The organism is Veillonella sp. 3891 (genome assembly GCF_003992315.1).
In the GTDB taxonomy this organism is placed as follows: Bacteria; Bacillota; Negativicutes; order Veillonellales; family Veillonellaceae; genus F0422.
Window position 1 is genome coordinate 1 of sequence record NZ_RQVE01000011.1, and the last position, 18,792, is coordinate 18,792.

General features: G+C 36.1%; 15 protein-coding genes. 1 reads left to right on the forward strand and 14 read right to left on the reverse strand.

Annotation, left to right across the window (positions count from 1 at the left end):
- Positions 1–126: 126 nt before the first annotated feature.
- The 12 genes from sufU to EO118_RS06485 all read right to left on the reverse strand — a co-directional run bounded on the left by sufU (position 127) and on the right by EO118_RS06485 (position 13,750).
- Positions 127–552 (reverse strand): Fe-S cluster assembly sulfur transfer protein SufU, encoded by a 426-nt coding sequence (gene sufU / locus EO118_RS06430; RefSeq protein WP_126938369.1) that lies wholly within the window; start codon positions 550–552, stop codon positions 127–129.
- Between the two features lie 10 nt (positions 553–562).
- Entirely contained in the window at positions 563–1,792 is a 1,230-nt protein-coding gene (locus EO118_RS06435; protein ID WP_127069167.1) for an aminotransferase class V-fold PLP-dependent enzyme, read from the reverse strand.
- Positions 1,793–1,806: 14 nt separating this feature from the next.
- The gene (locus EO118_RS06440) at positions 1,807–2,856 is read right to left on the reverse strand and encodes a SufD family Fe-S cluster assembly protein (protein WP_127069168.1); all 1,050 of its coding nucleotides are present in this window, start codon (positions 2,854–2,856) and stop codon (positions 1,807–1,809) included.
- Between the two features lie 9 nt (positions 2,857–2,865).
- Positions 2,866–4,275 carry a Fe-S cluster assembly protein SufB gene (gene sufB, locus EO118_RS06445; protein WP_127069169.1) on the reverse strand — a complete coding sequence of 470 codons (1,410 nt, stop codon included), beginning with the start codon at positions 4,273–4,275 and terminating at the stop codon, positions 2,866–2,868.
- A 9-nt stretch (positions 4,276–4,284) separates the two neighbouring features.
- Positions 4,285–5,028 (reverse strand): Fe-S cluster assembly ATPase SufC, encoded by a 744-nt coding sequence (gene sufC / locus EO118_RS06450; RefSeq protein WP_127069170.1) that lies wholly within the window; start codon positions 5,026–5,028, stop codon positions 4,285–4,287.
- Between the two features lie 520 nt (positions 5,029–5,548).
- Positions 5,549–6,802: a diaminopimelate decarboxylase gene (locus EO118_RS06455; protein ID WP_127069213.1), complete on the reverse strand. Its 1,254-nt coding sequence runs from the start codon at positions 6,800–6,802 to the stop codon at positions 5,549–5,551.
- 305 nt (positions 6,803–7,107) lie between these two features.
- Positions 7,108–8,184, reverse strand: a complete 1,077-nt coding sequence (locus EO118_RS06460; RefSeq protein ID WP_127069171.1) for a response regulator — start codon at positions 8,182–8,184, stop codon at positions 7,108–7,110.
- On the reverse strand, positions 8,181–10,112 hold the full coding sequence (locus tag EO118_RS06465) for a HAMP domain-containing histidine kinase (protein WP_127069172.1): 1,932 nt from the start codon (positions 10,110–10,112) through the stop codon (positions 8,181–8,183). Before EO118_RS06465 ends, EO118_RS06460 begins: the two co-directional genes overlap by 4 nt.
- Positions 10,113–10,546: 434 nt before the next feature.
- On the reverse strand, positions 10,547–11,506 hold the full coding sequence (locus EO118_RS06470; protein ID WP_127069173.1) for a DNA-processing protein DprA: 960 nt from the start codon (positions 11,504–11,506) through the stop codon (positions 10,547–10,549).
- A gap of 29 nt (positions 11,507–11,535) precedes the next feature.
- Complete coding sequence (locus tag EO118_RS06475) at positions 11,536–12,078, reverse strand: hydrolase (protein ID WP_127069174.1); 543 nt, start codon at positions 12,076–12,078, stop codon at positions 11,536–11,538.
- A 48-nt stretch (positions 12,079–12,126) separates the two neighbouring features.
- A complete protein-coding gene (locus tag EO118_RS06480) occupies positions 12,127–12,972 on the reverse strand; it encodes a DNA-processing protein DprA (RefSeq protein ID WP_240626930.1) in 846 nt (281 codons plus the stop codon).
- Between the two features lie 148 nt (positions 12,973–13,120).
- Entirely contained in the window at positions 13,121–13,750 is a 630-nt protein-coding gene (locus tag EO118_RS06485; RefSeq protein ID WP_127069176.1) for a phosphoribosyltransferase, read from the reverse strand.
- Between the two features lie 200 nt (positions 13,751–13,950).
- On the opposite strand from EO118_RS06485, the gene EO118_RS06490 reads away from it, so the two are divergent.
- Positions 13,951–16,275, forward strand: coding sequence for a WYL domain-containing protein (locus EO118_RS06490; RefSeq protein WP_164723890.1), 2,325 nt, complete (start codon positions 13,951–13,953; stop codon positions 16,273–16,275).
- A gap of 334 nt (positions 16,276–16,609) precedes the next feature.
- On the opposite strand, the gene EO118_RS06495 is transcribed toward EO118_RS06490, so the two are convergent.
- Complete coding sequence (locus tag EO118_RS06495) at positions 16,610–17,029, reverse strand: DoxX family protein (protein WP_127069178.1); 420 nt, start codon at positions 17,027–17,029, stop codon at positions 16,610–16,612.
- 15 nt (positions 17,030–17,044) lie between these two features.
- Entirely contained in the window at positions 17,045–18,739 is a 1,695-nt protein-coding gene (locus EO118_RS06500; protein WP_127069179.1) for an RNA-directed DNA polymerase, read from the reverse strand.
- Positions 18,740–18,792 lie beyond the last annotated feature (53 nt).

Here is an 18,792-nt window from a genome sequence, read left to right on the forward strand (position 1 = left end):
TAGATGTCTTTGCAAACACTATTTTATCAGAAAGCTATGAATCTTTTTTAGTTGCACTTAGATCATAAATTCAAGACACAAAAAAGGCTGCTCAAGAATGTAACGCATTCTGTAGCAGCCTTCTGTTTATTTCTTTAATGCTTCACGCAATGTATGCCAAGCCAGCACTGCACATTTCACACGGGCAGGCATGTTAGAAATATTCTGTAAAGCTATAGCATCTTCTAAGGCTTCCAATTCTTCTTCATCTGTCACTTCTTTTTTTATCATTCCTAAGAAAAGGTCCACTAATTGGAACGCTTCTTCTAGGGACTTTCCAGTAATGACATCAATCATCATAGATGCCGATGCTTGGCTGATAGCACAGCCGGAACCTGTATAAGCAGCGTCTTTTACAATGCCGTCTACCACATTCACTTGCAATGTTAAATCATCACCGCAACTTGGGTTATGACCATGCTCGCTAGCAGTAAACACATCTAACAAACGCTTATTACGCTTGTCTTGGTTATGCTCCAAAATCAGTTCCGTATACACTTGATCCATTTCCATGGTATTCTCCTTACTCTGACAAGCCCATGGTTGGTCGAACTGTTTTCAGGGCTTCCAAAAATTGATCTAAATCTTCTTTTCTAGTATAGATGTACATACTAATACGATTGGATGCAGGCACCCCATAATACGCACCTAGTGGTTGCGCACAATGATGACCAGAACGTAAGCACACTCCATGGCTATCCATGATGGTTGCCACATCGTGAGGATGCACATCATCCACAGTGAAAGCAATAACACCGTGCTTTTCTTCTGGATTAGCACTACCTAATAAATGAACATGTGGCATAGCCGCTAGTTTAGGTAATACATAGCGCACTAATTCTTGTTCATATTCATGAATAGCATCCATACCAAACTGTTCCAAATACTCAATGGCAGCTTTCAATGTAATAGCACCATGTGCATTCGGTGTGCCTGCCTCAAATTTATAAGGTACTTCATTGAATGTTGTAGTTTGTTCTTTCACATATTCAATCATGTCTCCACCAAATAAAAATGGATCCATATCTTCTAATAAGTGATATTTACCATATACAACACCAATACCTTGAGATGCACACATTTTATGTCCAGAGAAAACGAAGAAATCACAATCTAAAGCTTGCACATCAATAGCTTGATGGGGAGCTGATTGCGCTCCGTCTAGGATAGCAATAGCACCAACAGCATGAGCACGTTCTACCAATTCTTTTACGGGAAATTCCATACCTAGTACATTACTTACATGGGCAAAGGATACAATCTTCGTAGATCCGTCAATTTTATCCATTTCACCATCTTTAATGTGACCAGTTTCATCTAGGTACATATATTCCAAGGTAGCCCCTGTCATTCGGCATACATATTGCCAAGTCACAAGATTTGCATGATGCTCCGCCACAGTGATGACGATTTTATCTCCCGCTTTCACATGCTTCAGTCCATAGGAATGGGCAATTAAGTTCAAGCTTTCTGTCGTATTTCGAGTGAAGATAATTTCTTCACGTTTACGAGCGTTGATAAATCGTTGTACTACATCACGAGTACCTTCATAGGCCTCAGATGCTTCCATAGCAAGCACATGGGCCCCACGATGAGGGTTCCCATTGTGATTTGCCATATGTGTTTCTAATGCTTTCATCACTGGCACTGGAATTTGTGTGGTGGCACCACTATCTAAGTAAGCAATGCGTTTACCACGATGAGTTCTTGTTAAAATTGGAAAATCTTTATATGCCTCTGCTATTGGTTTCATACTATCCCTCTCAACTATATTTTTTGTCGTAGTACTGCTAAGGCAGTTTCTTCCATTTCTTCATTGCCAATACGATCAATCAATGGTCGTAACATGGATTCTACGATGATGTGTTTTGCTTCCTCTTCGTTGAAACCACGGCTCATTAAATAGAATAATTTAGCTTGGTCTAGTTGACCAGCACTAGATGCGTGATTACCAGATACATTATCTTCTTTACATAATAACAATGGTAAAGAGATGGATTTAACTTGTGGCGTTAATAGTAAACATGTATCCTCTTCTGCACCTTCAGATGCCAAGCTACCACGCAAGAAATCTAAAGTACCACGGAATGATTTTTTAGAAGAACCATTCAATGCACCTAAGTTATTAATATTACTAATTGTTTTTTTACCGATATGTTTCATTAACATGGCAATATCAAATACTTGCGTACCAGTACCGCAATAGCCTAAATCATGTTCTACTTCTGCGTAGTCTCCTACTAAATCTTCTTGATAGTTCAAGAAGTTTTCAGAGCCACCCAACTCAATATTGATGAACTCTACATGACCAGACTCTTCTACTCGTGTATAACGATGTTCAAATTGTTGTACTTTACCAGTTAGCAATTGCACTTTTTTGAACACTACCGACGCCCCTGTGTGGGATACGATTTCTGAAAGTAATCCTACATGACCATCAGTAGCTTCACCTTTCAAGCAAAGTGTTAACTCTAAGGTAGAGTCTTTTTCCACTTCGATTTGTAAGCGTGTTCTTTCACTGACAGCACCTTGTACATCAAGAACTATGGTCAATGCTTCCTTTGCACCAGCTGGTACTTGAATGTGATAGCCATGTGTAAAGTGATGAGATGCATCGCGCAACGCACCAGTATGGACACCTTCATAAGAAGGTTCTAATAGTTCCTTATTTGTAATGTCTGTTACAATGTGCTTGGACCCTTCAACTGTCACTGTAGCACGTTCTGTACCAGCCCATACATTGCCTTCTGTATGATTTACCTTTAACCAACGGAAAGTCGGTCTAGGCAATTCATTAAAATGTAATGTGTTGCTCATCCTAACCTCCTATCCGATAGAACCTTCAAGTTCTAAGGTAATTAAATTATTCATTTCAACAGCGTATTCTAATGGTAATTCTTTAGAAATTGGTTCTACGAAACCACGAACAAGCATAGCTCTTGCTTCTTCTTCACTAATACCACGAGTCATTAAGTAGAAAATAGCCTCATCGGAAATACGACCGATTTTTGCTTCGTGTCCTAAATCCACATTGTCATTTTCAATGGTAATAGATGGAATTGTATCGGATTGAGATTCTTGGTCTAACATCAAGGACTCACAAGATACAGTTGCTTTGGAATGATCTGCATTTTTACCAATATTTAATACGCCACGATAAATCGCTGTACCACCGCTTTTAGAAATGGACTTGGAGTTAACATTACTTGTTGTATGCGGTGCCGCATGAATTACTTTTGCTCCTGTATCCAAATATTGGCCTTCACCAGCAAATGTAACACCTGTAAATTCACAGTGCGCCCCTTCACCAGCTAAAATACTCATTGGATACAAGCAAGATACAGCGGAACCAAAGGAACCAGATACCCACTCAATCGTACCATTTTTACCTACTCGACTACGTTTTGTATTCAAGTTGTACATATTTTTGGACCAGTTTTCGATAGTAGAATAACGCAAAGTAGCATTATCTTTTACAAACAACTCAACACAACCAGCATGTAAGTTAGCTACATTGTATTTTGGAGCGGAACAACCTTCAATGAAGTGTGCTTTCGCTCCTTCTTCTACGATAATCAACGTATGTTCAAACTGACCTGCTCCTGGCGCATTCAATCGGAAGTAGGACTGTAATGGAATATCTACAGTCACTCCTTTTGGCACATATACGAAGGAACCGCCAGACCATACTGCGCCATGTAAAGCTGCAAATTTATGATCCGTAGGTGGCACCAATGTCATAAAGTATTGTTTTACAATATCTTCATGCTCATGTAATGCTGTTTGCATATCTGTATATACAACGCCTTGACGAATTAAATCTTCTTGAATACTGTGATATACAACCTCAGAGTCATATTGAGCGCCTACACCAGCCAAAGAAGTTTTTTCAGCTTCTTGGATACCAAGACGGTCAAATGTCTCTTTAATATCGTCTGGAACTTCGTTCCAGTCTTCTTTCATATCAATTTTAGGTTTTACATAGGTCACGATATCCGCCATATTTAAAGCACTAATATCAGGTACCCAATTAGGAACATCTAATTGATTGTAAATTTCAAGGGATTTTAAACGGAAATCTAACATCCATTGTGGTTCATTTTTGTTAGCCCACATTTCACGAATGATATCTTCTGTTAAACCAGCTTCTGATTTATAGGAGAATTCAAATTCATTACGAATGTCATAGACGCCGCGATCCATCTCCTCAATTTGAGTTTTCTTTCTCGCTTCCATGAGATCCTCCTATGCTAAATTTTTATATGCATCGTAGCCTTTTTCTTCGATTTCACGAACGAGTTCAGGGCCACCAGTTTTTACAATACGACCATCGATTAAGATGTGTACGAAGTTTGGTTGTAATTTTTGAAGAATTTGATTGTGGTGAGTGATAATTAACACCGCATTATCTTCATTATGGAAACGATTTACACCTTCAGATACAATACGAACCGCATCTACGTCAAGACCAGAATCAGTTTCATCAAGGATAGCCAATTTAGGATTCAAAATGGACATTTGAAGAATTTCATTTTTCTTTCTTTCACCACCGGAGAAGCCTTCGTTTACATAACGATTAGCGTAAGATGTATCGAAGGATAATTCTTCCATTTTTGCTTTCAATTCTTTTTTGAAAGCTAAGGCACGTACGTTTTCACCAGTGATTGTGTTTTTAGCTGTACGGATAAAGTTTTCTACTGTAATACCAGGCACGGAAATTGGATGTTGAAAAGACATGAAAATGCCTTTTTTCGCACGATCGTTTACAGCTTCTTCTGTGATGTTTTCGCCATCGAATACGATGGAACCTTCTGTTACTTCATAAGCAGGATTGCCCATGATTACATTTGCCAATGTAGATTTACCAGCACCATTTGTGCCCATTACTACATGGATTTCACCTTTATTAATTGTTAAATTGATGCCCTTTAAGATTTCTTTCTCTTCAATCGAGGCACGCACATTGTCTACGCGAAGTAATTCTGCCACGTATGTCACTCCTTATCAAATAAGCTACTATATACAAAAGAAGACTAGTTAGGTCTTAGAATGTGTCGAATACCGTAAAAAAACGGATTCCACCAAAGTGTAATCCGCTGTCATATTCATAGCATGAGAACGCCACTTTGGCTCAAATCTAAAATAGTAAATATACTATATGTATTATACCGTGTACAGACTTGGACCGCAAGCTAATTTCTACTATTTTACTATGAATTTGATGATAGTTTTGTATATCATCTATTCATCTATAGCATATTGAAACTTTAATTCTCTACCAAGAGACTCAACAATATTCATTATACTGAATTTTCTCAATATTGTAAATGCTATTCCCATATTTTTTTAGGGATTATGAACGACATTTGATATTGTCATAGCATACTCTATACAAATAGACATATACTCCATCTCTCCGAGAAATATAACAGTTTCTCAGAAGCAGATAAAGTATATGTTTATATAACCCTAAATACCTATCGCGACAGATGGTCCGCTACGCTCCTAATTATAAATTAGAAAAATCTAATGTAGCAAAATAATCGTCTAATGTTTCTGCACGACGAATTTGTGTGACACTACCATCTTCGTGTAATAACAACTCAGCAGAACGCAATTTACCATTGTAATTGAATCCCATAGCATGACCATGAGCACCCGCATCATGAATCACAATACGATCGCCCATGTCGATTTTTGGTAATTGACGATCGATAGCAAACTTATCATTATTTTCACATAAAGAGCCAGTCACATCATACGTCATAGTTGCTGGTTCATTCTCTTTCCCCATCACCGTAATATGATGATAAGAGCCATACAACGCTGGACGCATCAAGTTAGCCATACATGCATCTAAACCAATGTAATGTTTGTAAATATCTTTTTTATGGATAGCAGTAGCTACCAAATAACCATACGGTCCAGTAACCATACGACCACATTCATAAGCCAATTGAATTGGGCTATGTCCAGTACCCACGATTAAACGATCGTAAGCCTCTTTCACTCCTGCACTTAATACTTTGTAATCCACTGGTGTTTGTTCAGGTTTATAGGCTACCCCAATACCACCACCAAGGTCAATGAAAGATACTTCTACACCCGTTTGTTCTTTCACTCGTACAGCTAAGTTAAACATTAATTCAGCTGTACCTACTAAACCATCGATGTCTAATTCATTAGACACCACCATTGTATGCAAGCCGAAGTTAGTGATACCTTTTCCTTTTAAGTATGTAATAGCCTCAATAATTTGTGCCTCAGTCATACCATACTTTGCTTCTTCTGGAAGACCGATAATTGTATTACCGCCTTCTTTTAAAGAACCTGGGTTGTAACGGAAACAGAAACGTTCTGGTAATGTACCATGCTCTTCTAAATACGCAATATGCGTAATATCATCCAAGTTGATGATGGCTCCTAAATCCATAGCTTTTTTGTATTCTTCGTAAGGAGTATCATTGGAAGAGAACATAATATTCTCTCCTGTGATACCAACCTTTTCACTCAAGATTAATTCCGCCATAGAAGAACAGTCAGCGCCGATACCAATTTCTTTCATCATTTTCATAATGTATGGATTTGGTGTTGCTTTTACAGCAAAATATTGTTTGAAACCAGGCGCCCAGCTGAAAGCATCTAAAAATGCGCGCATGTTATCCATAATGCCTTTTGCATCATAAATGTGGAATGGCGTTGGATATTGGGCGATAATCTTTTCTAATTGTTCTTTTGTAAATGGGATTGTCTTTGCGTTCATCATAACTCCTCAATCTATTTGTAATACACCATGTGACAGCCTCTTTCTGTAACATAGCAATTTATAAAACAATAGGCCTTCTCCATGTAGTATCTCAATAAGGGATGGCACATCCTGCCTAAGCCTTAACAAGATATACAATTACTCTTGAAAGATATACATAACACTATGCTATCAAGCAATGGTAATCTGTGAATACCGTAACGTATTGTAACATACATTCTATAGAATTGTAAAGATTCTATAGAATCCTTAGAAGTACCCCCACTTTATTGAACTTTTTATTCTAAATTTATACTATTAAATTATAATTCATACTGTATGAAATCTAGCAAATATTGATCTTTATTTACCTCTTTTAAATTAAATAGCCAGGATTTAGCTTGTTCAATGTCATCTTTAGATACTCCACTCTGATGCGCGGCTTTATTCCGTAATTCCAAAAATGCGTGCATCTTTTTATATTTTTTAGTGAAATTTTCTTTCAAACCTTTTAAATACGATAAATTTTCTTTTATCTTATAGATACAATCTCCTAGCGTTACATTTTCTTTTTCTTCTAATATACCTTTTGCTTTTAAATAGTTAGCTAGCACATTTTCAAAACATTTAGAATATGCTATTAGCATTGGTGAAAAGTCCATATCATATACATCTTTATGATTTTCAAATAAAAACTCGCCAGTAGCTAAAAACTTAATCGACTTTTCATCAAATTGACCATAACGATTCTGCAGAAGTGAAACAATACAATTCAATCTATTTCCATTTTGAGCAAAATTAATAACCTCATTTTGCTCTAATGTTTCTATATAGTCTAGTATTTTATTTTGGAAACTAACCCATTCTGCTGGGTCTCCTGCTATTCCGCCTGTTTCTGCCCCTACTTTTATAAGTGCTTCATATGCCCATTTTCTAGCATTTTTATTTTCTACCATCAACGATTCAACTTCATGTTCCAAATGAATTACACGGTTCTGTAACTCTACAAATTTATCTCTTTTTTCCAGACAATCTTGTATAGCTCGTTTTAATTCTATCTCAGAAATTGGTTTAGATTTAAAGTCGATATTTACATCTTTTTCATAAGTTATATCGGAATCATCGCTGACTCCCGTTAAAAATATAATTGGGATGTTCGCATCGAGCTCACGAATTTTTGCAACCCCTTCTGAACCAGATATACCAATATCAAAATGATGATCTAAAATAATTAAGTTTCTTTTTTTTCCTTCTTGTTTCAGAAAGCGAAGAAATTCTTTTACTGTATAAAAAGATACAATCTCTACATTTTCATAATGTCTTCGAATGAATGCTGACAAACTGTCATGAATCACATCTTCATCATCCACTATATAAATACACAAATTTTCATTCATCATGAGTTCGCTCCTTTTACAACTGGTATTAGCAACATCACTTGTGCACCAACTTCATTATTTTCATTTATTATATTATCTACTATAATTTTAGCATTCATGCGGTCTGCAAAATATTTAACATACAGAGACCCTTTGCCCATCCGTTTTACTGTTTTATCAGAACTTTCAACAGGATATTTATAAATTTTATCTACTATATCCTCTTTGAATCCTCCTGCATTATCTAATACAGTAATAGCAAAGTATTGTTCTCCTAATATATTACGAAGTTCAAAGAATAAAGTTATTTGATCTTCCGTATCATCCTCAATCGATTTGTTCCCCAACGCATTACTACTATTCTTCAATATATTTTCTATAATACTATATACACGATTCAAGTTAACTTCGCAAACTGCACATTTACTTTCATCACGAATTTCATCTCTAACAACAAAATCAATACCAGTTCTTCGTTTGTCATAGTAATTTTTAGGAATTTTATTTTCAATATATTCTATAATACTTCCAATTGGCTCTAGCTTTAACTTATAATCTAATGTTTGAAAAAGTTCTTTTTGATGCAATAAAATAGTATCTCTAAAATTAGCTAAATGCTGATTTATCCGTTGTTCAATAGAATCTGCAAACACCTTATACGATTCATCCAAACAGGTTCTTTCCCTCTCTGTTATCAAAGGTTGATCTTGCAACTTATTTTTTAATGAATGACGACTATCAGCTAAAATATTTTTCACTATTTCACTCCATGAAAGATGCAACCCTTGAAGTTGCTGTTTAGTGTCACGCAAAGCAATTTTGTCAAACTCATCATGCATATGGTCATATGCACTATACGCTATTTGTAATTTATCTAAGACCTCTTGTTTTTGATACAATGCCTCTTGTAACTGGTCTAAAGCCGCTTCTTTTTCCTGATTCGATTCAATTAATTCTTCATTCTGTTTTTTATCCTTCAGTTTATAATATTGCCATGATAATACAATACAATAAAAGATCCAAAAAACTCCCCAAAACTGTGTACTTCTTGCATATTTCTGAGCATTATAATAGGTATATCCATTCAAGGTATATCCATATGCAACATCCGGTAAAATAGAAAATGTCATGGCACGGATAATCCCCCACCAATAATAAGGTTGATTCGCATACTTATATTCTAATTCATAGATATGACCACCATATTGAAAGTGTTGGTACTCGCCATTTTCAAATTTAGAGTATATTCTTTCTAGGTTATATATTCTTGTGTCTCGACTACTTTCCTTCTGATAGAAAAATTTCCCGTCTTTTTTTACAGAAAACTCACCACCTGTAGTATTAGATATATCTTTTAAATTTTGTAACTTTCTTTCCTCAGGTAAATCACTAACTATGATAGCTTTTGTGGCATGAAATAATCCCATTTGGTTTTGATACAGTACCGAACGCACTCCACTATAATAGGACATATAACTAAACAAAGTCCAAGCCAATGCTGCAACGAATCCTGCAATAGCCATACTAACAAATTTAAGCTTGCTATTATCAATTTTATTGGCATAATAAAATGCCACTAAATACGATACTATAGAAATTTCAAAAATACTAAAATCATAAGATACAAAGTGATTGACTGGCAACACTCCAGCTAACAGAATAGTAAGAGTAACGACTGTGACAATTCCTATCCTAAAACGAAATAACATATCAAGTATATAGGCAAGAAATTTATATTGATAGCAATACTCTAGCGCTCTTTTTTTATCATACCAGTGTGCAATATAAGTAGATCCAATACCTAATAATGATGTTACAAATAATACAACACCATAATGGAATGGAGCTATTTTATCTGTTATATATGTATAAATAGGAATAATAAGAGATGCAAAACCACTAATACATGTTGCAACAATTAATCCATTTGCTAAGAACTTATACTTCATATTACCCTCATACAGACTACCCAATTGTGTTAATAGAATTACATTATCATTTGAAAACAAAACAATTTTACACTGCTATCTTCTATGATTGTAGCAATACCCCATAGTTTCTACAACTAATCATAACACAGAATATTAAAATCGAAAATAATATACAAAAAAGAGCCTATTAGTAAAAAACTAATCAGGCTCTCTTAAATTAAATCAAATATATTCGTCTTGTAAAAACACAATACCTCTCCCCCTATGAGGAACACAGTTGCAAGTAATAGCCTTGTGGCATTCCTTACTACATACATTAGATAAGCTCAAGAAGAGCACGGTTTGCTCCAAACAAACATTACGTAGTGCTGTTTGTAAGGAGTAGCCATGCTCTTCTCTTCCCTATATTAAGTTAAGAACGACACAGGCTACATAGCGAAACAAGAGATGACTCAAAAGAGTGAATCTTGTACTTTCTCATCCACTACTGCCACTAAGTGTGGATTTCTTAGTGTTACAATATCCTCTATTGTCATATAACCTCTATTGTTACTTTCATTAGTCTGCACAATAATCTTAGATGTTCCAGATTCTGCTAACTGTCGATTTAGTTTCATATCTACTTTATGACTATCCTGGCTCTCATGGTACATAACACAAGTCACATGTCCATATTTCTCAGCTTTTTGCATCGCATGTCGCGCTCCACTATCACCTTCTCCTTCGGCATAGCTAGCAATGAGTACTACCACTTTTGCAAACATAGCTTGTAAGCGGTCTCGATCAATGTATCGTTTCGATTGTTCAAATCTAGCTTGTTTAGGATCCTCATCATATTCACTAACGAGTAGACCTCCACTTTCTACAATATGGTGGGCTACTTTCACATGCTCTTTCGGCAAAACACTATACAGAGGAGATGGTAATATAGCAATGGCTTGCCCATCTTGTTTCATACATTCATCATGGGAAATCGTATCGCAACCTTTTGCCAGTCCACTAACAATGACCATACCGTTCTTCACCAACTGAGATACGATATTGCGTTCTCGCTTCTCAATAGTCTCATTGGGGCTTGTATGTCCAATGACAGCCACATTCTGATTTAAATCATGAAGTAAAGACAGATTTCCTTTATAAAACAATAAATACGGTTTATCCCCATTTGCCTTTACATTAGCATTAATGACCGGAAACTCTCTATCAAAGAAACAGACCGCCCCATCCATTCTATCATTCCAACTAGCATTATCTTTCAACGTCTGTACTAATGACATGACACCGCTATGGTTACCTAGGATTCGTAGTACGTCTTCTATTGTTTTATATGTTTTATGAAAGTCTGCCCTAGACTTTATGATGCCTAATCGTTGGGCAGCCCAAATTATATACGCTACTTCTGAAATATTCATTATTCTTTATCCTTATTCTCTAATACTTATTACACAGCTATGTTTGTATTGTAACACATTCTAACTTCTTTCACCGTCACATTGTGACGGTGTAACTCACGAATCACATATTGACTGTCTTCGTAGAAACATAGTTCTTTTGTATCACACCCAAAAAGATCGCAAAAATATTGGATAGCTTGCACTACATCTTCTGCACTTTTATCGCTGTACCGAATGGTTTTATAGCCCGTCACCCTGTGAAAGTTCAACAGTCCTTGGATACGGTGTGGATGTGCCGCAGTCCATAGTGCGCACCGCGACATCCCTTGTTGTGTTAATACTTCTGCTATAGGTTCGTTTAATTGCGATACACATACATGCTCACTTACATATTGTTGTTTTAGGTCTATAATCTCTTGTATCTCGTCTTCTCGTAGATTAGGATACCACTGGCAAATAGTGTCTCGCGTAATTCTTAGCACCTCATCTAATGGTTCCAAACCTTTCTCTATTAGTGCATGAAGATATCCTTTCGTATTCAATATATCTGTATATATCAACGTATTATCTACGTCTATAATATGAAACATATCTCTCTATTACCCCTCTTTTAACTTACTAACTATCATATATTCTATTTATCTACGTTCTAAGCGAGAATCACTGTGCTTTACAAGTTCTTGTATAGACATGGTTTTATCCGTTTGATCTAATGCTCCCTCCAAGTTTTCGTTTACATCTTTGCGTTCGGTATCCTTACTATGTGCTTTAGAACTATAGGTTAGTTGTCTTGCTTTCCCCATCATAAGTAAAGTACGATTTAACTTCATCTCTTTTTTATCTTTATCAATGGCTCCATTATACATAGCACATGTGACATGTCCATACTCGTAGGCTTTATTCATAGCATAGCGAGATCCACTATCTCCATCACGACCTTCATAACTTGCTACCAACACAACGGCCTTAGCAAACATAGCTTGAAGTCTGTCTCTTTCAATAAAACGAAAAATAGCTTCTTGACGTCCTCGTGGTGCTTGATAATATTCAGTAATAACAAGTCCCCCTGTCTCTACAATACGTCGTACCATTTCTTTATGCGCCGCTGGATAAATGGCATTTAATGGGGTTGGTAATATAGCAATAGTTTTACCACCCGCTTCCATGCACGCTGCATGTGCCACTCCATCACAACCTTTTGCCAAGCCACTAACAATACATTGTTGTTCCTGCACTAAATACTGTACAATGTTACGTTCTCGTTCTTTAATGTCCTCTGTCGGTGTTGTATATCCTATAACTGCCACATTCTGATTGATCTCATCTAGCAAAGAAATATCTCCTTTATAGAACAATAAGTAGGGCTTATCCCGAAGCGGAATATGTTGAGGAATCACTGGAAACTCATCATCAAAACAACAAATAGCCCCATCCATCCAATCCAATTCATATATTTCCATGGACATAGTATGATATAATCGCATAATATTTGGCATTTCCTCTAAAGCCCTAAGAAATGTATTCTCATCTTTAAACTGTGTGTGAAAACGTTCTCTACTTATCCGTGTCTTGCTACCATAGTGATAAGCCCAAAGTTTTAATGCTGTACTCGAAATATACATACTATGGCCCCTATTGACGACGTGTAAAGGCAACAACGTATAAAATCACTCGTTCAGCTCCTGCATCATATAATGCTTGCATGCAATCTTCATCGATGTTTACAGTTTTGGTATAAATATCATCAACCAAAATGACAGTTTTTCCTTTCACTGCACTGGCATCAATATGACATGTTGCTTTTGTAATCCCTACATAGGGCATATCGCCAGAGTTATCAAAGTTAGCCACTTCTTTACGGATATGTGTAGTGCGGGTATTGGTATGGCGCTCAATGCAGAAAGTACCATCTTCAAACTCGTAAAAACCTCTACGGCGTAACCCGTTAACTCCTTCTTGCACAGCTAATCTAAAACCCATTTGATTGCTTGGCATATTTGCTTTGGAGCGCGGAACTGTTACCACTACTGCACGTTGTAATCTTTCAGAATTTCTAATGGCAAGTAAATCTTCCTCTACACATTTCGTCACTTCATTTCGACACATCTCAAGTGTACGTGGTGGTTGCGACTGAAATTGATTTTTTAGGTAGTTAATAAAATCTGGATTACCTGGAGTACGATATCCAGTATAATATCTGTTAAAATACCCATCGCATGTACGTGATAAAAATGCATTTCGTAACACAGTAAACTTTTCCATATAAGCCTCCCTAAAAGCTAATTATATATACATTATTTTCGGTTGATCAACTTACACCCTTATTGTACCGTTCATTAGCTCAAGGAGAAATTCAAAAAAACTAGGACTTCATCACTTTCTTGTATTTGTAGATAACTTTCAATAAATATAGTAAAATTTAAGTAGTATTTATCTGATACAGATGATATATGAGGGATATTATGGCAAATGTGACAAACTATGTTAAAAATTTTAAAACCATTCGATTATTCTTTCGTAACTTAGCAATAGGCATACATTCTAGACACACCGCTACCAAAAGAGGTATAAAAAAAAGCCTTCATGATGCGACCATGAAACGCCTTTCTTACTTTAATTTATCTAATAAAATACAAGCAACTCCCATAGGGTCTCTTCACATTCATACCATTGATAAGCAAGATTTCTATTGGGGTCACAATTATCTTTGCAACCTCTATTCTTTGTATGCTATGAAACCTGAAACAATAGTGTTGATTATGGCAATTCTTGATACCATATATACCTATGAAAGCTGTAATATAGCAACCATCTATACGGTTATTAATGATAATACCGATATTGTATCTGCCTATCAGAACTTCTTAATAGAAAAATATAAAGGGCACAACAAATCTATCCCTTCCATTATCGAAAAACAAATGCTCCAACGCCTTCTCAAGCGACTTGTAGCTATCGGTGTTATCACGGAGAAAAGTGAGAACAACCAGCTTACCTATCAGGTCACATCCATCGCCTTGGATAGATATACTTCAAAAGAGTTAAACCAACTAGCTATTGCTATTTTCTTTTATAAAAATATAGCTCTTCTCGGTGTGTCTGGTCATACCCTATTAGAAAAAATTGACTCTCTATTATGTAAGACATCCCTATTAGAATCCATAGAAAATCCTTCCACACCAGAGTATCACCGTCAATATATATTTACTTATAACAATCCCATCCATATCATAGATGAACAACTACTACATAAAATTTGTCATGCCATAATACATCGTCATTTCATTACGATTAACTTTCACAATCCACGCAGGCCTAATATGAGCGTAAACCCTATACGTATTGAGTCCGACTATTTAGGCAATCGCGACTATCTTGTCGCTTATCATAAAGACACCCGTGTCACCCTTCGTATTGATAGTATCAACTCTATTTCTATACAACATAACTTTCATACTATCCCTGAGGAACACATTGATGAAAGCGATTATAAAACTACTTTACACCTTCACTTTTTTAAACATCCCGACTATGAAAGTAAATGGAATGACTTTCTTTCCACCTTTCACCAAACATCTATAACAATACTAGAAAATGCATCTACTCATATTGATGTTCTAATGAAGGTCCAAGATGGTCAAGTTATAATCCCTGTATTACGAACCTTTCTTCCTTATCTTAAGATAACCCATAGTGATCCTAAAACACTACAAAGCCGTTTTATTGATAATTTGCTACACACCCAACATACTATCGTTGGCGAACTCCCTAGTTATAGCAAAAAAACTCATCCTTCATGGAATCTTACTTCCCCTTCTTCCTTAGAAACCGATAGTGAAGTTGCCTCACCTTTATTACATGAAATATCCGCGATTACTTTTACCACACAGTATCGCATCCAACAAGATCTAATCCTTGGTATCCCCTATACCTTAGAAGATATCCAATATATCACCCAACATCGCCCCCTCTTAGATTCTTTGTCACCAGTAGAAGAAAATGACCAATATGAGCAACATTTACCTGCCCATTTGGTCATTACAAAACAAAACCAACTATATCCTTTATTTCCTAATTTGCCACCCATACTTCTTAGCCACACTGAACGCATGTTTTTAAAAGATTTACTAGCAGATGATAGAGTCAACTGGATGTTACCTACTGCACTAAAAAATTCACTTATACATAAACTAAGAGAAACCTCTACCTCATTACCTGACCATGCATGGAATAACATCAGTCTATGTACACATCACGAACCTTCCTCTTTTGAACTTCACCGATTATGTACTCAAGCCTTAGAAGAAAAGAAACAAATTTTATGTGAAACTAGCCAAGGAAAGAGTATTCTACTACCTTGTAAACTAGAATACAACGTTGCTACCAATGCCTTTTCATTAATTGCTTATTCAGAGGTTGCTAATACCTTTCACTATTACCCTATGGATTCCATAGAGCGTGTAACCATCCTAGATAGCAAAATCAACCTTGACATATATGCCTTATATAATGATTATCAAGGTAACAACCAAGAATGCCTAGTATTCTCTATCTATGATATTAATAATGCCCTTGATCGTTGTTTACAGGCATTTAGTCATTATGAAATCTTAGGGACACAAACAGAAAGTATGGTCTTTACCTTTACCGTGAACTATTTACCATTCCAAGAAAAGGATATATTGCGAATACTCTTATCCTTGGGCGCAGCCATACGAGTACAGGGCAACCACCCTATAAAAGACAAGCTAACAAGCATATATACGCAAGCAATCTCTCAATTATAATCCCCTGAGGAACGCAATTACGTGTAGTAGCGTTGTGGCGTTCCTTAGTGCATACATTAGATACCACCAAGAAGAGCGCGGTGTACTCCACCTGAGGAACGCAATTGCGCGTAGTAGCCTTGTGGCGTTCCTTGCTACCTATATTACACAAATATAAGAAGCCCATGGCGTGCCCACCTGAGGAACGCAATTACGTGTAGTAGCCTTGTGGCGTTCCTTAGTGCATTCATTAGATATCACCAAAAAGAGCACGGTGTGCTCCACCTGAGGAACGCAATTGTGCGTAGTAGTCTTGTGGCGTTCATTGCTACCTATATTACATAAACATAAGAAGTTACTTTCCAAAGAGAGAGTAGTCCACGCTATATCGTCCACCACCCATAAAAAAGATAGATAATGCAGCAAATCCCATTTGTGACGGATAATCCCATGCAAAGAAACCTGCATCAAAATGAAGAATGGTAGCTGTAAATAAAACTCCAGCCAACAAAAATGCACCTAGTCGAGTAAATAATCCAAATGCTACCAAAATGCCACCTAAGAACTCGCAAATCGCAGCCATCGCACCAAAAAATTCGAAATATCCAGGTACTCCTAATGGCGCTAACATGGCACCTACCTTATACAACCCTGCTGCTCCACTTAAAAATTTCAAATATCCATGATAGATTATTGAAATACCTAACCCTAATCTAAGTACTAACATACCAAAATTTATATAAGTTGGCTTGCCACGCAATAAAAAATGAACCATAATTATATCCTTTCCTTACATACTTTCATACAAATCCAATCTAAGTTCTGATTCTCCAATCATCGTATTCATGGACTCTATTTTTTCTACATCAATAAACTTACTCCAATCGATACGTGCCTCTTCTACGATCCAAGTTTCATCAAAAAGACTGATTTCCGATTGATTATATCGCACTATATCATTGGTTAAACAAACCAAGCCTTCCTTAGAACGCCTAGTATATGTCTCTGCAAAATCAGTATTGGCACCTAATATCTTAACAACTAATCGTTGTAACCAAATTTCTAAATATCGATTATCCGATGGATTGACTAACTTTTCAGAGATAATATCTAAAAATTCAAACGATGCTGGATAAACCTCTTTCGTAATAGCATCCACATTAAGATACTCTAAATATTCCTCCCTATCTTCACCAAATTTACAAATCAATGTAGATATCAATTTTACACCTATATCCGTCACTTTAGGATTATCTTCCACAATTTTGAAAGTAATCGCAAGTAACACAGACAAATCCGTACCAGTTTCAAGAAAGTTATCATACGATAAATGGATAATACGTTCTTCAAACTCTTTCAAGGCCTTGATTAATTGACCAGTATTGGGATAGGCATCTGCAAACATTTTAATCAACAATAAATGTTTTTGCACGGTCGCTTTATAATGACGTTTCGGCAAGTATTTATGTTTAACCTTTCTATTTTTACAATAGTTCTTCCAATCCACTGTTGTTTTTATAACAGGGTCATGCTCAATCCAATATAGCTTATCTTCCTTTATAGAATCAATAATTAAGTCAGTCCCGCACTTATCCTTCGAACTATTCAAGGTTAACTTGTGATGCTGTAGGATAGATCTGAGAGTTTTCTTTATCAACTTTTGTTCTTCTACTGTATGCGTGAAAATACGATAGTCGTCACGGTATCGTAATATTTTATAACGGCCTTCTATCGGTTTCAGCGCTTCTATCACCATTGTATCAATATATCGCATCAATAGTTCAGCTAGCAAATCAGATACTTGATTACCTTGTGGGATTCCAATAGAGCTTCCATAATTCATTCTTTGTAATCTACTACAGATTTGATTCCCCAATAGAGATAGATTATGTCGCTGTGCTTTCACCGTATCTTCGCCATGTAGGGCCCAAGCTATGGTCTGTATATCTATAGTCCCGTAAAAATTTGTCAAATCTAAATGCAAAATATGGTTATACACCATACCATACTTGATAGATTCTTGTTCCATAGTTTTCCAAAAATGAAGAGCATATCTCGTTTTATTCTTATCCCCTTCTAGCTCAAAAGGAATACTATTGCATAAAATATGCGGTCCCGCCTGCCCATCTAAAGCTTTATATCTAGCCACTAATTCTTGCCAGTGATCCTGATTTGTTAATAAATTCACCAAATCTACATATAACAGAGGATGAATAATTACATTAGGACGATAGGCATCCTTTGACTTATTAAATTGAATTACATAATTAATATCTGAAATATCTGAATACTTAGTATCTATCACAATCCCTTCAACAGATTCCAATGTATTAAATCCCAACAGTTGTTCCGCATAATTCAATAAATAATTAAAATTATAGTACACAGGATAATTAGGTGCCACATAAGATTCCTTATGTAATAGAAACTCCCTCGCCTGCAACCAATCCATGTCCGTAAGAAAAACCTTAGAAATCTCTTTCATACTCTCCTAACCTACCCCTTATATCAGTCTACATACAATTTCTTTTTCTTCAC

Bases quoted from the DNA above. Each gene is read 5' to 3' on its own strand.
- sufU (WP_126938369.1), bottom strand. From the start codon at position 552: ATGGAAATGGATCAAGTGTATACGGAACTGATTTTGGAGCATAACCAA.
- EO118_RS06435 (WP_127069167.1), bottom strand. From the start codon at position 1,792: ATGAAACCAATAGCAGAGGCATATAAAGATTTTCCAATTTTAACAAGA.
- EO118_RS06440 (WP_127069168.1), bottom strand. From the start codon at position 2,856: ATGAGCAACACATTACATTTTAATGAATTGCCTAGACCGACTTTCCGT.
- sufB (WP_127069169.1), bottom strand. From the start codon at position 4,275: ATGGAAGCGAGAAAGAAAACTCAAATTGAGGAGATGGATCGCGGCGTC.
- EO118_RS06455 (WP_127069213.1), bottom strand. From the start codon at position 6,802: ATGAACGCAAAGACAATCCCATTTACAAAAGAACAATTAGAAAAGATT.
- EO118_RS06460 (WP_127069171.1), bottom strand. From the start codon at position 8,184: ATGATGAATGAAAATTTGTGTATTTATATAGTGGATGATGAAGATGTG.
- EO118_RS06465 (WP_127069172.1), bottom strand. From the start codon at position 10,112: ATGAAGTATAAGTTCTTAGCAAATGGATTAATTGTTGCAACATGTATT.
- EO118_RS06470 (WP_127069173.1), bottom strand. From the start codon at position 11,506: ATGAATATTTCAGAAGTAGCGTATATAATTTGGGCTGCCCAACGATTA.
- EO118_RS06475 (WP_127069174.1), bottom strand. From the start codon at position 12,078: ATGTTTCATATTATAGACGTAGATAATACGTTGATATATACAGATATA.
- EO118_RS06480 (WP_240626930.1), bottom strand. From the start codon at position 12,972: ATGCGATTATATCATACTATGTCCATGGAAATATATGAATTGGATTGG.
- EO118_RS06485 (WP_127069176.1), bottom strand. From the start codon at position 13,750: ATGGAAAAGTTTACTGTGTTACGAAATGCATTTTTATCACGTACATGC.
- EO118_RS06490 (WP_164723890.1), top strand. From the start codon at position 13,951: ATGGCAAATGTGACAAACTATGTTAAAAATTTTAAAACCATTCGATTA.
- EO118_RS06495 (WP_127069178.1), bottom strand. From the start codon at position 17,029: ATGGTTCATTTTTTATTGCGTGGCAAGCCAACTTATATAAATTTTGGT.
- EO118_RS06500 (WP_127069179.1), bottom strand. From the start codon at position 18,739: ATGAAAGAGATTTCTAAGGTTTTTCTTACGGACATGGATTGGTTGCAG.